This window comes from Marinobacter mangrovi, assembly GCF_016798325.1.
GTDB lineage: Bacteria > Pseudomonadota > Gammaproteobacteria > Pseudomonadales > Oleiphilaceae > Marinobacter_A > Marinobacter_A mangrovi.
Genome location: NZ_JAERVO010000007.1, coordinates 40,739 through 55,699, shown reverse-complemented (window position 1 = coordinate 55,699; position 14,961 = coordinate 40,739). Strand labels below are relative to the sequence as shown.

Annotated in this window: 14 protein-coding genes; 4 read left to right on the top strand and 10 right to left on the bottom strand. The window is 61.4% G+C overall.

Annotated features, from left to right (window positions below; genetic code table 11):
• The first annotated feature begins 35 nt into the window (after window positions 1-35).
• From dctP to JL474_RS18345, 4 genes are all read left to right on the top strand, one after another.
• Window positions 36-1,079 (top strand): TRAP transporter substrate-binding protein DctP, encoded by a 1,044-nt coding sequence (dctP, locus tag JL474_RS18360; protein WP_131483033.1) that lies wholly within the window; start codon window positions 36-38, stop codon window positions 1,077-1,079.
• An 80-nt stretch (window positions 1,080-1,159) separates the two neighbouring features.
• Window positions 1,160-1,708, top strand: coding sequence for a TRAP transporter small permease subunit (locus tag JL474_RS18355; RefSeq protein ID WP_123635593.1), 549 nt, complete (start codon window positions 1,160-1,162; stop codon window positions 1,706-1,708).
• Window positions 1,705-3,015, top strand: coding sequence for a TRAP transporter large permease (locus JL474_RS18350; RefSeq protein WP_203143210.1), 1,311 nt, complete (start codon window positions 1,705-1,707; stop codon window positions 3,013-3,015). The genes JL474_RS18355 and JL474_RS18350 overlap by 4 nt, the downstream gene beginning before the upstream one ends.
• Window positions 3,016-3,231: 216 nt before the next feature.
• Window positions 3,232-5,091 carry a methyl-accepting chemotaxis protein gene (locus tag JL474_RS18345; RefSeq protein WP_203143209.1) on the top strand — a complete coding sequence of 620 codons (1,860 nt, stop codon included), beginning with the start codon at window positions 3,232-3,234 and terminating at the stop codon, window positions 5,089-5,091.
• A 39-nt stretch (window positions 5,092-5,130) separates the two neighbouring features.
• On the opposite strand, the gene JL474_RS18340 is transcribed toward JL474_RS18345, so the two are convergent.
• From JL474_RS18340 to JL474_RS18295, 10 genes are all read right to left on the bottom strand, one after another.
• Complete coding sequence (locus JL474_RS18340) at window positions 5,131-6,123, bottom strand: DctP family TRAP transporter solute-binding subunit (protein ID WP_203143208.1); 993 nt, start codon at window positions 6,121-6,123, stop codon at window positions 5,131-5,133.
• Between the two features lie 339 nt (window positions 6,124-6,462).
• The gene (gene msrB, locus JL474_RS18335; RefSeq protein ID WP_203143207.1) at window positions 6,463-7,653 is read right to left on the bottom strand and encodes a peptide-methionine (R)-S-oxide reductase MsrB; all 1,191 of its coding nucleotides are present in this window, start codon (window positions 7,651-7,653) and stop codon (window positions 6,463-6,465) included.
• 76 nt (window positions 7,654-7,729) lie between these two features.
• Window positions 7,730-9,235, bottom strand: coding sequence for a sensor histidine kinase (locus JL474_RS18330; protein ID WP_203143206.1), 1,506 nt, complete (start codon window positions 9,233-9,235; stop codon window positions 7,730-7,732).
• A 3-nt stretch (window positions 9,236-9,238) separates the two neighbouring features.
• Window positions 9,239-9,940, bottom strand: coding sequence for a response regulator transcription factor (locus JL474_RS18325; RefSeq protein WP_203143205.1), 702 nt, complete (start codon window positions 9,938-9,940; stop codon window positions 9,239-9,241).
• Window positions 9,941-10,015: 75 nt separating this feature from the next.
• Window positions 10,016-10,315 carry a hypothetical protein gene (locus JL474_RS18320; protein ID WP_123635600.1) on the bottom strand — a complete coding sequence of 100 codons (300 nt, stop codon included), beginning with the start codon at window positions 10,313-10,315 and terminating at the stop codon, window positions 10,016-10,018.
• Between the two features lie 441 nt (window positions 10,316-10,756).
• Window positions 10,757-11,635, bottom strand: a complete 879-nt coding sequence (locus JL474_RS18315; protein ID WP_203143204.1) for a carboxylate/amino acid/amine transporter — start codon at window positions 11,633-11,635, stop codon at window positions 10,757-10,759.
• 259 nt (window positions 11,636-11,894) lie between these two features.
• Entirely contained in the window at window positions 11,895-12,590 is a 696-nt protein-coding gene (folE, locus tag JL474_RS18310; RefSeq protein ID WP_131483042.1) for a GTP cyclohydrolase I FolE, read from the bottom strand.
• A 268-nt stretch (window positions 12,591-12,858) separates the two neighbouring features.
• On the bottom strand, window positions 12,859-13,500 hold the full coding sequence (locus JL474_RS18305; RefSeq protein WP_223807982.1) for a tetratricopeptide repeat protein: 642 nt from the start codon (window positions 13,498-13,500) through the stop codon (window positions 12,859-12,861).
• Entirely contained in the window at window positions 13,497-14,282 is a 786-nt protein-coding gene (locus tag JL474_RS18300; RefSeq protein ID WP_203143203.1) for an SDR family oxidoreductase, read from the bottom strand. Before JL474_RS18300 ends, JL474_RS18305 begins: the two co-directional genes overlap by 4 nt.
• On the bottom strand, window positions 14,269-14,952 hold the full coding sequence (locus tag JL474_RS18295; protein ID WP_203143202.1) for a TenA family transcriptional regulator: 684 nt from the start codon (window positions 14,950-14,952) through the stop codon (window positions 14,269-14,271). The genes JL474_RS18300 and JL474_RS18295 overlap by 14 nt, the downstream gene beginning before the upstream one ends.
• Window positions 14,953-14,961 lie beyond the last annotated feature (9 nt).

The following is a 14,961-nucleotide window of genomic DNA, read 5'->3' as shown; positions in this document are numbered from 1 at the left end:
CATAACGAATGACACAACAACAAAGAGGTCACGTCATGCCATCGCTAACCCTGTTCCGCAAGCAACTGACGGTGTTCGCGTCAGCGGCCACCCTGAGCCTGGGCGTGTTGTTCAGTGGCAGCGCAGCTGCTGCCGACACCATCACCTGGAAGGTACAGTCTCACTGGCCGGGTTCCAGCAGTTCCTACACCGACAGCCTGGAGCGCATCAAGCGTGTCATCGAAGAGCGCAGCGACGGCCGCCTGGAGCTCAAGCTTTACGAAGCCGGCGCGCTGTTCAAGGCCAAGCAGACTTTCGACGCGGTCAGCCGCGGCATCCTGGAAATGGGCACCATTTCCCCGTCCTACGCCCAGGACAAGATGACCCTGGCTGGCATCGCCTCCGGTCTGCCGTTTGCCTTCCGCCATGTGTGGGAAGCGGCCTACTTCCACAAGGGCCTCGGCTTCGAGCAGATGCTGCGTGACGAAGCCGCTCAATACGGCGTTTACTGGGCCACCGACAAAGTCTACCCGACCGAGATGGTGGTCAAGAAGCCGATCAAGAGCTGGGATGACTTCACGTCCCTGAAGCTGCGCTCCTCCGGTGCCCTGCAGAAATTCCTGACCGAAGCCGGTGCCGCCGCGTCCTATATTCCGGGCAGCGAACTCTACCCGGCCCTGGACAGTGGCGTGGTCGACGGTGCTCACTGGGGCGCGGCCCAGGGTGCGTACTCCATGGGTCTGTATGAAGTAGCCAAGTACCACGTAAAACCGGCCCTGAACATCGCCGGTACCGACGTCATCATCGTCAGCCAGAAGGCTCTGGACAAGCTGCCTGAGGACTTGCAGAACGTTGTGAAGCAGGCGCTGGAAGAAGAGTTCTGGTTCCGCACCAACGAGTACCAGTACAAAGAGCAGCTGGCCCTGGCCAAGGCCGAGAAAGAAGAAGGTGTCCAGGTCAACACCCTGCCGGACGACGTCCAGAAGCGCCTGACCCAGGTCGCCCAGAAAATGTGGGACGAGGAAGGCGAGCGTAGCGAGCGCTCCAAGAAAGCACTGGCTATGCTGAAAGATTACCTGCGTCAGCTGGGTTACCTGTAACACCCGTCAACACAGACCGGCGGGCCCCGCTCGCCGGTTTTTCCCGTTCCTGAAGACCCGATATTCCCCCGGAGGACACCATGCGTGCGCTGACCGCATTCATGAATGGGGTCACCCGTCTCAATGATTTCATTGGGCGCTGGGTTTCCCTGCTCGTCTTTGCCATGTTTGCCTTCCTGCTCCTTGAGGTCGGCTTCCGCTACCTGCTCGGCTCACCCACCGTCTGGACCAACGAACTGACCCAGATGCTGTTTGGTGTCTACGCCGTTATGTCCGGCGGCTACATCATGGCCCACCGGGGGCACGTGAATGTCGATCTCCTCTATTCCCATCTGGGCCCGCGGGTCCAGGCCGGGCTCGACATCTTCACGTCCACCATGTTTTTCGCGTTTACGCTGGCGCTGTTCTACTTCGGTTACGACATGGCCAGTGAATCCGTGGCCAGTTTCGAAACCACCTATTCCGCCTGGAACCCGCCGATCTGGCCGGTGAAGGTGGCGATTCCCCTGGGCACTGGCCTGCTGATCCTGCAGGGCGTGGTCAAGCTGCTGCAGGACATCGCCATTGCCCTGGACCTGGATTACTACAAACCTTCCGAGACCGATGACGAGCAGGGAGACGTGTTGTGAGCATTGAAGTCCTGACCCTGCTGTTTTTCGGCGCGCTGCTGTTCTTCCTGGTCCTCGGCCTGCCGCTGACCTTTGTCCTGGGCGGCGTGTCCGTCGTCTTCCTCTATTTCACCTGGGGTTTCGACTCCTTCTTTATGGTGGCTTCGCAGATCTGGAGCACCATGGAGAGTTTCACCCTGGTGGCGATTCCCCTGTTCGTCTTCATGGCGATGATCCTGGAACGCACCGGCGTCGCCAATGACCTCTACCGCATGATGCACCTGTGGTGGGGCGGCGTTCGCGGTGGCCTGGCCATCGGTACGCTGGGGATCTGTGCGCTGTTTGCCGCCATGTGTGGCATCAGTGGCGCGGCCGTGGTGGCCATGGGCACCATCGCGCTGCCATCAATGCTGGAACGGGGCTACGACAAGAACATGGCGCTGGGCTGCATCAATACCGGCGGCGGTTGGGGCATCCTGATTCCACCCAGCATTCTGATGATCCTGTATTCGCTGATTACCGGCGTGTCCGTGGGCAAGATGTTTGCGGCCGGTATTCTGCCCGGCATCCTGCTGATGGTGCTGACGACGGCGTACATCATCATCCGCTGCTACCTGCAGCCGCACCTGGCCCCGGCCCTGCCGCCGGAAGAGCGGGCCAGTTGGGGTGAGAAGTTCCGCGCCCTGCGGGCGGTCATCCTGCCGATCGCCATTGTGGTGATGGTGCTCGGCTCCATCATCGGCGGGATCACCACGCCAACGGAGGCCGCTGCTGTGGGCGTGCTGGGCGCGCTGATCTCCGCTATGGTCTACCGCAAGTTCACCTGGTCACTCATGCACGAGGCGGCGATTCGCACGTTCAAGCTGACCGGCATGATCATGTGGATCCTGTTCGCGGCCCACGCGTTCAGTGCCGCCTACCAGAGCATGGGCGCGCAGGAGCTGATCGAAGGCCTGATGGAAATGATCCCGGGCGGTCCCTGGGGCGTCATCCTGTCGATGATGCTGATTGTCTTCCTGCTGGCCATGGTGCTGGATCCGGTGGGCATCATGCTGATCACGTTGCCGGTGTTCATGCCCATCGTGGAGGGGCTGGGCTTCGATCCGATCTGGTTCGGCATCCTGTTCGTGATCAACATGGAAATCGGCTACATGACACCGCCGTTCGGCTTCAACCTGTTCTACCTGAAAGGCGTGGTGCCGCCGAGCATCACCATGCAGGACATCTACAAGTCGATCATTCCGTTCGTGCTGGTCCAGGTGCTGGGCATGGCCGTGATCATGGTGTTCCCGGACATTGCCACCTATCTGCCGGAACTCTTCTTCTGACCGCACTCCGCCAGGCCGCTGTGATTCCCCTCACAGCGGCTCACCCGGCCATCATGCGGTAGCATTCTGTAACGCTTGACTCATTGATCGAGTTCAATTTTCAAACTTAAATAGTGATACTCCGATCACACTATGAACAAAACGACCTATAACCAAAAACGCTAGCGCTTCAGAGCAGCCCCACGCTCGATGACGCCCCATTCCAGGAAGTTCATCATGCGACTGCCCCAGTTTTTCACGTCCCTCTCGATTGGACGCAAACTCGGTATCGGCTTTGCGATCCTGATCATCCTCTCGGTTATTACCGGCTCAATCGGCCTCACCGCCCTGGACAACTACGCCGATCGCGGTGATGTGGTGGGCCTGGTCGGCGCCATGGAAACCAACCTGTTGCAAGCCCGTCTGGCGGAGAAATCCTTCCTGATGGAAGCCGCCGACGACGACCTGGCCAAAGCCCGAAAGCAAAGCGCCGCGGCCGGCCAGATGGCCGAATCCCTGAGTCATCAGGTGAGCAACAGCACCGACCAGGCCCGACTCGCCACGGTCATTGACGGCTCTGCCCACTACGGCGATCTATTGGCCGAGGTTGCGACTACCCAGAAGTCGCGCGACGAGACCGTCAAGAAACTTGAAGTCGATGCCCGCAAAACCGAGAGCCGCCTGAGTACCGAAGATCAGCTCTACGTCGCCAGTGCCGCCCTCAAGCAGATGCGCCGCAGTGAGCGCAATTTCCTGATCGAGGGCGACGACAAGGCCATCAAGGCGTTTGACGATGCGAACAACCGGGCCCTGAAGTCCGTCAAATCCTCCTTTGTCGACAAATCCGTCAAAGAGGAAGTCAGCGGCCTGTTCCAGGCCTACAGCGACAGTTTCCACAGTGCCGTCGACCAGGTTCGGAAGACCCACACGCTCGAGCAGGACATGATCGATACGGCGCGTTCCATCCTGCAGGCAACCAACGACATGAAGCAGGACCAACTGGCGAAGATGAAGAGCGATCACCAGTCGGCCATCGTCATGATTGCGGTGACCATGGTGATCGTGATCCTGATGGGCATCGGGCTGGCCTGGGTGCTCGGTCGCTCCATCGTGCGTCCGATTCGGGAAGCGGTGGATGTGGCGTCCAAGGTGGCGTCCGGCGATCTGCGCCAGCAGGTCAGCAGCAACCGCAAGGACGAGCTGGGACAACTGCTCAGCGCCCTGGGCGGCATGGTCACGAACCTGCGCGCGTTGGTACAAGGCATTGACCAGGGCTCCAACGACATCGCCGCTTCAACAGGCGAACTGTCCACGGTCACCGAACAGACCAGCCTGGGTATGACCCAGCAGCGCGATCAGACCGACCAGGTAGCCACCGCCATGAATGAAATGGTGGCCACCGTCAGCGAAGTGGCGCGCAGCGCGGAGGAAGCCTTCTCCGCCGCCAACCAGGCCAGCCAGACCGCCGCCGACGGGGAAACCGCCGTGGGCGAAACCCTGGCTTACGTCAGCGAACTGAACACACTGGTTGAGAACGTCATGCAGAAGCTCAATGGCCTGCAGGCGGACACCCAGAACATCGGTACCGTGCTCGACGTCATCAAGTCGGTGGCGGAACAGACCAATCTGCTGGCGCTGAACGCAGCCATCGAGGCGGCCCGTGCCGGCGAACAGGGGCGCGGCTTTGCGGTGGTCGCGGACGAAGTACGCTCCCTGGCCCAGCGCACGCAGAGCTCGGCGACGGAGATCGAGACGCTGATCACCAATCTGGTCAGCAGCGCGGAGAGTTCCGTGACGGCCATGGAATCCGGCACCCGCCTGGCCGGGCAGACCCTGGACAGCGCACGCACCACCGGCCAGACCATTGAAGCGATTGCCAGCGCGGTGGAACAGATCCGCCAGCTCAACAGTCAGATCGCCACGGCGGCGGAAGAACAGTCGTCGGTGGCCGAGGACATCAACCACAACGTCACGAGCATCCGGGACATCAGCGACCAGTCCGCCACGGCGGCCACCCAGGTGGCGTCGTCCTCGACGGAGCTGGCGCAGTTGGGCGAGAACCTGCGCCGTCAGGTGGCGCAGTTCAGCGTACAATAGGCAGGATGGCGGCCGGCCCCACGGGCCGGCCAAGGTTGATCAGTTGGTACGCGCAGCCGCCTGTTCCGCTGCCTGCAATGTTTTCTCTCCCACCGCAGACGCATACTCCTGCCACAACGGCTTCATCGCCGCCTGCCAGTCGGACAGTTCCTGGGGTGTTGGCTTCACCAGGGTGACGCCACGGGCATTCTTCAGCGCTTCACGATCGTTCATGCTCTTGGCCTTGGCCACCGCATTGCCGTAGCCCAGCGCGTTGCTCATGGCATAACTGAAGTGGCGACGCTCGTCGTCGGTCAGGCTCTGCCAGAAGGTCGCGTTGGTGATCACCATGTAATCCAGCACACCGTGGTTGGATTCCATGATGTAGGGCTGGTACTCGTAAAAGCGTTTCGAGTAGATATTGGACCAAGTGTTTTCCTGCCCCTGGATCCGGTCATCCGCCAGCGCCTGATACACGTCGGAGAACGCCATCGGGACCGGTATGGCATTGATGGTTTCGAACTGTTTTTTCAGCACGTCGGAATTCATGATGCGAAAGCGCAGGCCCGCCAGGTCGCCCGGCTCACGGAACGGCTTGTTGGCGGACAGCTGCTTGAGCCCGTTATGCAGATAGCCCAGACCGACAATGCCTTCCTGCGTCATGCTGGTCAGCAGGGCTTGGCCGGTGGCGCTCTGCTGGAATTGCTCGACCGCGTCCATATTGGGGAACAGGAACGGGAGATCGAAGACTTTCAGTTTCTGGGTGTAGGCATCGAACTTGGAGACCGACGGCGCCGCAAACTGGATGCGACCGTCGGCAATCGCACTGACCGCCTCGTTGTCGTCCATCAGGGTGCCGTTGGGGTGGATCTCGATGCGAAACCGATCGCCCATCTTGCGCTCGACAATCTTCTTGAACATCTCCGCCATCTTGCCCTTGGGGGTATCCGGGCTCACGACGTGGGAAAAGACGAGCGTGCGGGGTTCAGCCGACAGGGCGAGAGGCAGCGCCAGCAGAATCGCCAGCGCTATCCGGGGGAAAATCCGTGTCATCAATTTGCTCCTGAGTCTTGTTTCTTTTTATCGGGACTGCCAAAAGGCTTCTAATCGGTAGCAATTGTGAGACCAGTCACAGGAACAGCGGCTTTAACCGCCCCGGGCAACCGTTGCGTTACGTGATGGATTCATTCAGCAACAAACGGACACGCGCAACCGGCTGAAATGGGTAAACATTCACCCATTACTTGGAATTGATGGGCGAACATCCACCCATTCTTTGGTGCCATGGAAAAGTCGAGCGTTCCGGAAAGCGAGCGAACAGGAGGTGCCTGAGTGGGGGGAAGCGAATGGGTGGAAACCCACCCATTCGCGAACGGATTGATCAGGGAGCGACTACATCTTGCCGTGGGGCGGGCCCACCTTGTCGAGATACTCGCCGTAGCCGGCCGCCGCCATCTGATCCTTGGGAATGAATCGCAGGGCCGCCGAGTTCATGCAGTAACGCAGTCCGGTGGGTTGCGGGCCATCCTTGAAGACGTGCCCCAGATGGGAGTCCGCCACACGGCTGCGGATTTCAGTGCGGGTCATGAAGAAGGACTTGTCCTCTTTTTCCACCACGGCGTTGGGCTCGATCGGCTGGGTGAAACTCGGCCAGCCCGTGCCAGATTTGTACTTGTCCGCCGAGGAGAACAGGGGCTCGCCGGAGACCACATCCACATAGATTCCTTCTTTCTTGTTGTCCCAGTAGGCGTTATCGAACGCCGGTTCGGTGCCGTCCTCCTGGGTCACCTTGTACTGCATGGGCGTCAGCGTCGACTTCAACTTCTTGTCGCTCGGCTTGACGAAGCTGGCTTCCTTGAAGCCCAGGCTATCGGCACCGGCTTTCGCCTGATCTTCACCGCCGGCCGCCATGTTATCCGGGCGGTACTTCGACCAGTCGACTTTCTGGTCCTCGCCCCAGACCCGGTCGATAAACTGGTAACGGCCGGAGTTGAAGGTATAGAACTTGTAGCGGACCGGATTCTTCTTGTAGTAATCCTGATGGTATTTTTCCGCCACGTAGAAGGTACTGAAGGGCGTGATTTCGATCACCACCGGCTTGTCATAGCGGCCGGACTCGTCCAACGCCTTGACCGCGGCTTCGGCCAGCCGTTTCTGCTCGGCATTGTGATAGAAGATCGCCGGACGGTACTGGTTGCCGCGGTCGACAAACTGGCCTTTGGCGTCGGTCGGATCCATAAATCGGAAGAAGCCCTGGAGCAGCCCCTCGTACGTGATCTTCTTTGGATCGTAGTAGACCTGGACCGATTCCGTGTGCCCGGTGGTGCCGGAAGAGACTTCCTCATAAGTGGGATTTTCCTTGTCCCCACCGGTATAGCCGGAGACGGCCTCGACCACGCCGGGAATCTTCTCGAAACCGGCTTCAACACACCAGAAGCAGCCACCCGCGAAGGTCGCCACTTTCAGTGACGGATCGTTCGGCGCGTATTCGCCATCCGCCTTTTCATCATCCGCCATGCTGACCTGCAGCCCGGCCAGACTGGCCAGCAGGATCAACAGGGCGGCCACAAATGTCCGTTTCATGCTACTCACCTCATGGGGTCTCAAGGGTTGAGACTCTACTTTCGCGCGAAAATTTCACGCGGTTTTCTCCCGGATGTTACGAATTCATAACGGCTTCGGTTTCCCGGGCGGCGGATTCCAGAGGCAGCTGAATCGTAAACGCAGCACCACCCCCGGCGCGGTTGCACACGTCGATGCGGCCGCCCTGCAGCACCATGATGCGTTTGGCGATGGCCAGGCCCAGGCCGGCATGACCGGGCTCGTCGCGGTTCTCGCCGCGATACAGGGCGTCGAACACATGGGGCAGATCCGCTTCGCTGATGCCCGGCCCGGCATCGGACACGGTGACGGTCAGCCAGTCGTCGTCCGCCGCCAGATCGAGCGTGACCTCACGCCCGGACGGGCTGTATTCGAGGGCGTTGCGGATCAGGTTATCCAGCACCCGCTCGGTCATGCCCAGATCCCCCAACACCCGGGGCAGCGTCATGGAGCCGGTGACCTGCAGGCGGATGTCCCGCTTGGCGGCCTCATGGCCGTGCTTCTGGGCCACGTCGTGGATCAGCTCAGCCGGCACGAAGGGTTCAAGCCGGGGCTGTTTCTCCCGGGCTTCCAGGGCGGCCAACTCGAACAGTTCATCCACCAGATGGCTCAGACGACGCCCCTCTTCCAGAGCGATATCCAGGAAACGGGCCTGTTCGTCAGGCGACAGGCTGTCGCGTTTCATGCGCAGGCTTTCCACATAACCTTGCATCGAGGCCAGCGGCGTGCGCAGGTCGTGGGACACCTGGGCGATCAGGCGCCGGCGCAAAGCGTCCTTTTCCTGGAGCTGTTCGATCTGGGAGGCAATGCGATCCGCCATGCGGTCGAACGTCATGCCCAGATAGTCGATCTCGTCATGGCCCCGGCCGCGCTCGTCCGCCCAGCGCAGGCGATCCGGACGCAGGCCGTCGGCTTGTTCGAACTGCTCCACCAGTCGGGTCAGGCGGGTGAGCCGGCGGGTCAGCAGACGGAACACCCAGAGCCCGGCCAGCAGCCCGAACAGCAGACTGACCGCCATGGCCCAGGCGCTCATGCTGATGAAGTGGCCTTCCCGCGCCATCATTTCCACCGAGTCGTATTCCTCGCCGCGCAGGACCACGTAGAGGTACCCCTGCAGGTTGCTGGCTGAGGGCACCGGGGTGACGGAAAACACTTTCTGCCGGTCGTGGCTGCGGGGATCATCGCCCAGCACCGGATACGCTTTCCTGTCGTCGAGCAGCTTGTGGATCGGGCCCAGGGAGACGCGATTGCGCTTGATTTTGGCCGGGTCCGCGGAATAGGACAGGATCTTGCCCTGGGGATCGAGCAGGTAGATCTCGATGCTGGGGTTGATCGTCATGTAGAGGGCGAACAGCTTTTTCAGAGCCGACTGATCGATGCGCCCTTCGTCCACCAGGTTGCGGTCGGATACCAGATCCCGGGCCAGGTCCCGGTTCAGTTCCTGGTTGACGGAGGCGTAGTACTCCCGCAGGGAAAAGGTGCTCACTACGGTGTACACCAGCCCCACGGCAATCAGCAGAACAATCAGACCCGCGGCGAGGCGGGTGTACAACGATTTCAGCATGGGTCAGTCCCGGAAACGATAGCCCACCCCCCAGACGGTCTGGACATAATAGGGGTCGGAAGGGTCGCGCTCGATCTTGCCGCGCAGGCGGTTGATGTGGGTGTTGACGGTGTGCTCGTAGCCTTCGTGGTTGTAGCCCCAGACGGCATCCAGCAGTTGGGTGCGGCTGAACACGCGACCGGGCTGGCGCGCGAAGTGGAACAGCAGGTCAAACTCGCGGGCGGTCAGGTCCACCTCGTCGCCGTTCACGGTAACTTTGCGCCGGTCCGGATCGATGGTCAGGCCGTCCACTTCGATCCGACCGCCGGTAGCTTCCGGTTCGCGGGGAGCAGACAGGGCGTCCACGCGGCGAAACAGCGCTTTGATGCGGGCCGCCAGCTCCGCCACGCTGAAGGGTTTGGTCAGGTAGTCGTCGGCGCCCATTTCCAGGCCCAGTACCCGGTCCAGTTCGGTGGTCTTGGCGGTGAGCATCAGCACGGGCACATAGCCGGGGCCGGAGCGGATTTCCCGGCAGATGGACAGGCCGTCCAGGCCAGGGAGCATCAGGTCGAGGACCACCAGGTCGATGCCGCCTTCCTGGTAATGGGCCAGGCCGTCGTCGCCCCGGGTCATCAGGATGGCTTCACAGCCCAGGTCTTCGATGTGCATCTTGACCAGCTGGCCGATGCCGGGGTTGTCTTCGATGATCAATACGGTTCGGGTCATGGAGACGTCTCTGTCGCAGGCGGACCGGAAGAGCGTGCCACCGGTTCCGTCGCCGGTGGCACTGCCCCCGGCCGGTTACATGCTGTCCTTTTTGTCGTCGGACATCATGTCGTCCTTCATCATGTCATCCTTTTTCATATCATCATGATGCATGTCGTCCTGCATCATCTCATCCTTTTTCATGTCGTCGTGATGCATGCCATCGTCCTGCATCATGCTGTCTTTCTTCATGTCGTCATGGTGCATGCTGTCGTCCTGCATCCTATCGTCATGGCTCTTGTCGCCTTTCATCATGTCGTCCGCCTGCGCCAGGCCGGCGCCGAGGCCGAACAGGGCGGTGGTGAGTGCGAAGGCGATCGGGGTCAGTGTTTTCATCGTGCATTCTCCTTGTCATCCGAGCCCGCGGCCGCATGCCGTGGGTGTCACGATGCAGAATGGAGGACAGCACTCACAGCCCCATCACGTGGGCCTAAAGACTCTATAAAGGAAAGATCACAAAAACATCACGGGCAAGGGATTGGACGATACGGGGATGTGGGAGTTGGGCAAGCTTGCAATCTCGTGCCGGGAAGCGAGTGGGCGCCCTTGCCTTCGCTGGATTAGACGGCCATCCGTGGCCGCTAATCCGACCAGGACGTCCCTGTCCTTCCTTCGGCAAGGGCACCCACTCGCTTCCATCGAACCTTTGAGATACCGCAGCTACTTCAAAAGCGATGCGGATCTTCCCTGAAAACGACTACTCCCTCTTCCCTCTGATGGGACAGGAGCTGGGTGGTCCGACGCATCGGAGAGGGGGGAACGTTTTGCCGGAGGACCCTACTTCGCCGCCCCACGCAAAGCCAGCCGCCCCCGCGAAAACCGCGCATTGACCCACAGCGACAGCGCCATCACCGCACCGCCCGCCAGCAACCGGCCCAGATCGGCATCACGGTTCCAGATCAGCAGGTTCACCAGCAACCCGGCCGGCACCAGCGCGTTGTTCATGATCGCCAGGGTGCCGGCGTCCACCAGGCACGCCCCGCGGTTCCACAGGAACAGGCCAATACCGGAGGCGGCCAGCCCGAGCCAGGTCAGAATGCCCCACTGCAACGCGGTGTGCGGCAGCTTGTCGGGATTACCGAAGATCAGGAAAGACGGCAGGGCGAACAGCAGCGCACCGGCGTAGAAGTAGCCAAAGAAACGGTAGAGTGGGATGTCAGTCGGGAAGCGCTGAATCAGGTGTTTGTAACCCACCTGCCCCGCTGCGAATGTAGCGTTGGCCACCTGCAGCAACAGGAAGCCGGTGAGGAAGTCCTCACTCAAGCCGTCGTAGCGGATAATGCCCGCCCCGAGGGTGGCAATTGCGGCTGCAACCAGGGCCATGGGCGAGAAGCGCCGGTTGAGGGCGTCGTCGATCAGGGTGACGTAAAGCGGCGTGAAGATGGTGAACAGCAACACTTCCGGCACGCTCAGGTAGGCGAACGAGCGGTAGAGGCACAGGTAAGTGATCCCGAACTGCAGCGCGCCGACGACGGTCACCCCGGTTTTCAGCTCCCAGCGCACGCCGCGCCAGCGGGTCAACGGCAGGAAGGCCAGGCCGGCCAGCACCACGCGGCTCATCACCGCAAAATCGCTGTCCACGTGACCGGCCAGGAACTCACCGATCAGGCTGAAAGAAAAGGCCCAGAGAACCGTTACGAAAACCAGCAGCGCCACAGAAAACTCCCTAAACGGCGAAAGGTGGATAACCCGGAAATGCAGCAACAGCGGGATCAATGGGAACGGGTTCGATTCTCGCTTGAGCCGATGTAGCGGACGCTTCAGCTTCCGAGCAGGCCGCAGGCCTGCCGATATACCCGGGGCCCTGGCGGGCCCTCCGAAGCTGAAGCGTCGGCTACATCGAAACGCCAACCGCACGGCATCTTCTCAGGCCGCGCAGTATACGGGATTGAGAGGGGAAGTGTCGCGACGACCGTCAGGCCAGAAACTCGCGACGATACTGCGGATCCGTCTTGAAGCGCCCGCCCAGCGCCATCGTCTCGGTACTGGAGCTGGTGTCCTGCACGCCGCGGGCTTTCACGCAGTAGTGGGTCGCGTCGATGTGGACCGCCACGTCCTCCACTTCCAGCAGGGTCTGCAACGCCACCAGGATCTGGTGGGTCAGTCGCTCCTGCACCTGCGGGCGCTGGGCGAAGAAGCGCACGATGCGGTTGATCTTGGACAGGCCGATCACCTTGTCCTTCGGCAGGTACGCCACCCGGGCCAGGCCGTCGATGGTGACGAAGTGGTGCTCGCAGGTGCTGGTCAAGCTGATGTCACGCACCTTGACCATCTCTTCCACACCCATCTTGTTCTCAATCTGGGTGATCTTGGGGAACTGGCTGTAATCCAGGCCGGCGAAGATCTCGTCCACGTACATGCGGGCGATGCGCGCCGGCGTGTCCATCAGACTGTCGTCGGTCAGGTCCAGCCCCAGCGTCTCGGCGACCCGGGCCATCAGGTCCGAGATGCGCTCGACTTTCTGGTCACGGGACAAGCGGTTATCCACCATCGGTGTTTCCAGCCCCTGCTCCACCAACGCCGATCGCACCGCCAGCGCTTCCTGGCTCAAGCTGGATACCGCTACGGACTGGCCGTCAAGAAAGGATGAGGTCTGCAATTGCTGCGACATGGGAAAGCCTCTGCCCTGATTTCTGCACACATTGACGCTATCTACGCTGGCGCCCGCAGGTGGATTACTTTGACGGCCACCGCCGTTGACCTGGATCGCGTAAACCAGGCCAGCCTGCCGGACCCCGTTAGGGTGTTCCGGAGAAAGGCGGCAATTATCCTTGTCACGGGAAAGAAGCGCAAAAAAAGATCGCATAAGACCGCGATAGTCAGGCCCTATGCGACGAAGGGAAGACCAGCCGGTTGCGGCTATCAACCGGCTGCAAGACTCACTGGATATCTTTGAGCAGCGCCTGGATTTCCTGGCGGCGGCCGGCGTCGGCGACCGGTCGTTCGGGCCGATCCGGCGCGGCGAGGGCGCGTTCCAGGTAGACCTTGGCCCGTTCGGGCTGGTCCTGGTCGACCAGGTAATCCCCGTAGAAGTAGTTGGGATCGATCCCGTTCGGATTGATCTTCAGGGCCGCTCGCAGGTGCTCTTCCGCCTTTTCATCGTCGCCGAAGGAAATCGGCCAGCCCGGCACTTTGTAGTAGAGGCTGCCAAGGGAGGTGTGGGCGGATCCCTCGAGCGCGTTCTCATCGATCTTCAGCGCCTTTTCCAGGGACGCTTTGGCGTCCTTCACCAGACCCAGGGCGCCCAGGCCGCCCTTGGCGCCGGCATAGGTGCTGAGAATGATGCCCTGCCAGATCAGCGGCTCAGCCCGGTCCGGGTAGGCCTTCACGAAGGCTTCCGCCTCGGGGACGAGATCCTTGAAGGCTTTCTCGCGGGCATCGTCGCCTTTCACTTCGTAATTCACGTGGGCCCAGTCACGCTGGACTTTCAGCAGGTCCTGGTCGAGGTTCGCGGCCTGGGCCTGGCCAAAGGCCAGCAGCGTCAGGGCCAGTGCGGCCGTCCAATGGATCAGGGTTTTCATGAAGACACTCCGGATTGCAGGAAACGACGGATAATGGGCAACTGTTTGAGCATGGCGCGATCCACCAGCCGTGGCAGTATCCCGTTGAGACGAACGAACAGCTTTTCCGGCCAGCCCAGGTAACGACGCTGCTGGTCGCTCTTCATGGCGGCCAGGATCTCCCCGGCAACGGCTTCCGGCGAATCCATCCGGTTGCCCAGGGCGGCATTAAGGTCGTTGACCGCGGTTGGATTCATCGACGTCTGGGTCGCCCGGGGCGCAACGTAAAGCACCTGTATCGCGGTATCCGCCAGTTCCCGACGCAGGGATTCGCTGAAGCCCCGCACGCCAAATTTGGTGGCGCAGTAGACGCCATAGCCGGGAAAGCCGATGCTGCCGAAGGTGGAACCCACAAAGACCAACGCGCCGCGCCCCTGACGCCGGAAACGCGGCACGAAGTGGTGAGCCACCAGGATAGCGCTGCGCAGGTTGACGCTGAGCAGGCTGTCCAGCGCCGCCACCGGCAGGTCCTCGATACCGGTGAAGATGTTCTGGCCGGCGCAGTGAATCACACCGTCAATGTCGGGATAGGCTTTCGACAGATCCGCCAGCACCCGGGGCAGGTCCGGCGCAGCCAGGTCGAGACTGACCTGCTCCACGCCATCGGCCTGACCGACCATCGGCTTGGGGTGGCGACTGGCCACAATGACCCGGCTGCCGGCTTCCACCAGCGGCTGGATCAGGGCCTGGCCGATGCCGCCACTGCCGCCCAGCAGCAGGAAAACGCGGTTACGCAGTTCCATACAGTCGACTCTCCTCCTGGTCGGGCAACGGAATGGCGTGCAGCATGTCGCCGTACAACCGGTACACCACCTTGGCGGTGTCCACGATCGCCGCCTGATCAGCCGGGTCGGTGATGCTGTCCATCAGGTTGCGGAAAAAGTCGAAGTGGTCCTGGTCCAGGCTGCCGTGGGAATAGAGGTAGCTGAAGGCCTGGTTGGGCAGCCCCAGGTGCTTCTGGATCTGCTGGCCCATCGGCGTGGCCAGCGACACGCTGGTGCCCTCCAGCACCTGGACCATGCCGAACAGACCAACCGGGTTGCCCCGCGCAATCAGGTCATACAGGTAGGACACCATCAGACGGATCGGCAGATCCGGCGTGCCGTGACGTACGGCGTCAGCCTCGGCGCCGCAGGCGGTGAGGTCGTTCAGGATCCACTCGTGGTGGCCGTACTCTTCCTCGATGTATTCCACCAGGGCCTTGCGCACGTGTTCCAGACGCTCCGGCAAACGACCGCCACAGGCCATCATCAACGGCGCCGTGTGTTTGACGTGGTGATAGGCCTGGCTCAGGAAGTACGTGTAGCTGTCCAGGGTAAAGCGCCCTTCCTGGATGGCCCCCATCACCGGTGCGCCGGTCACGTGCGCCCGGTCCGGTTCGGTCTGTGCCTGGAGTTGGTCAAAGAAAGCCATGGATCATTC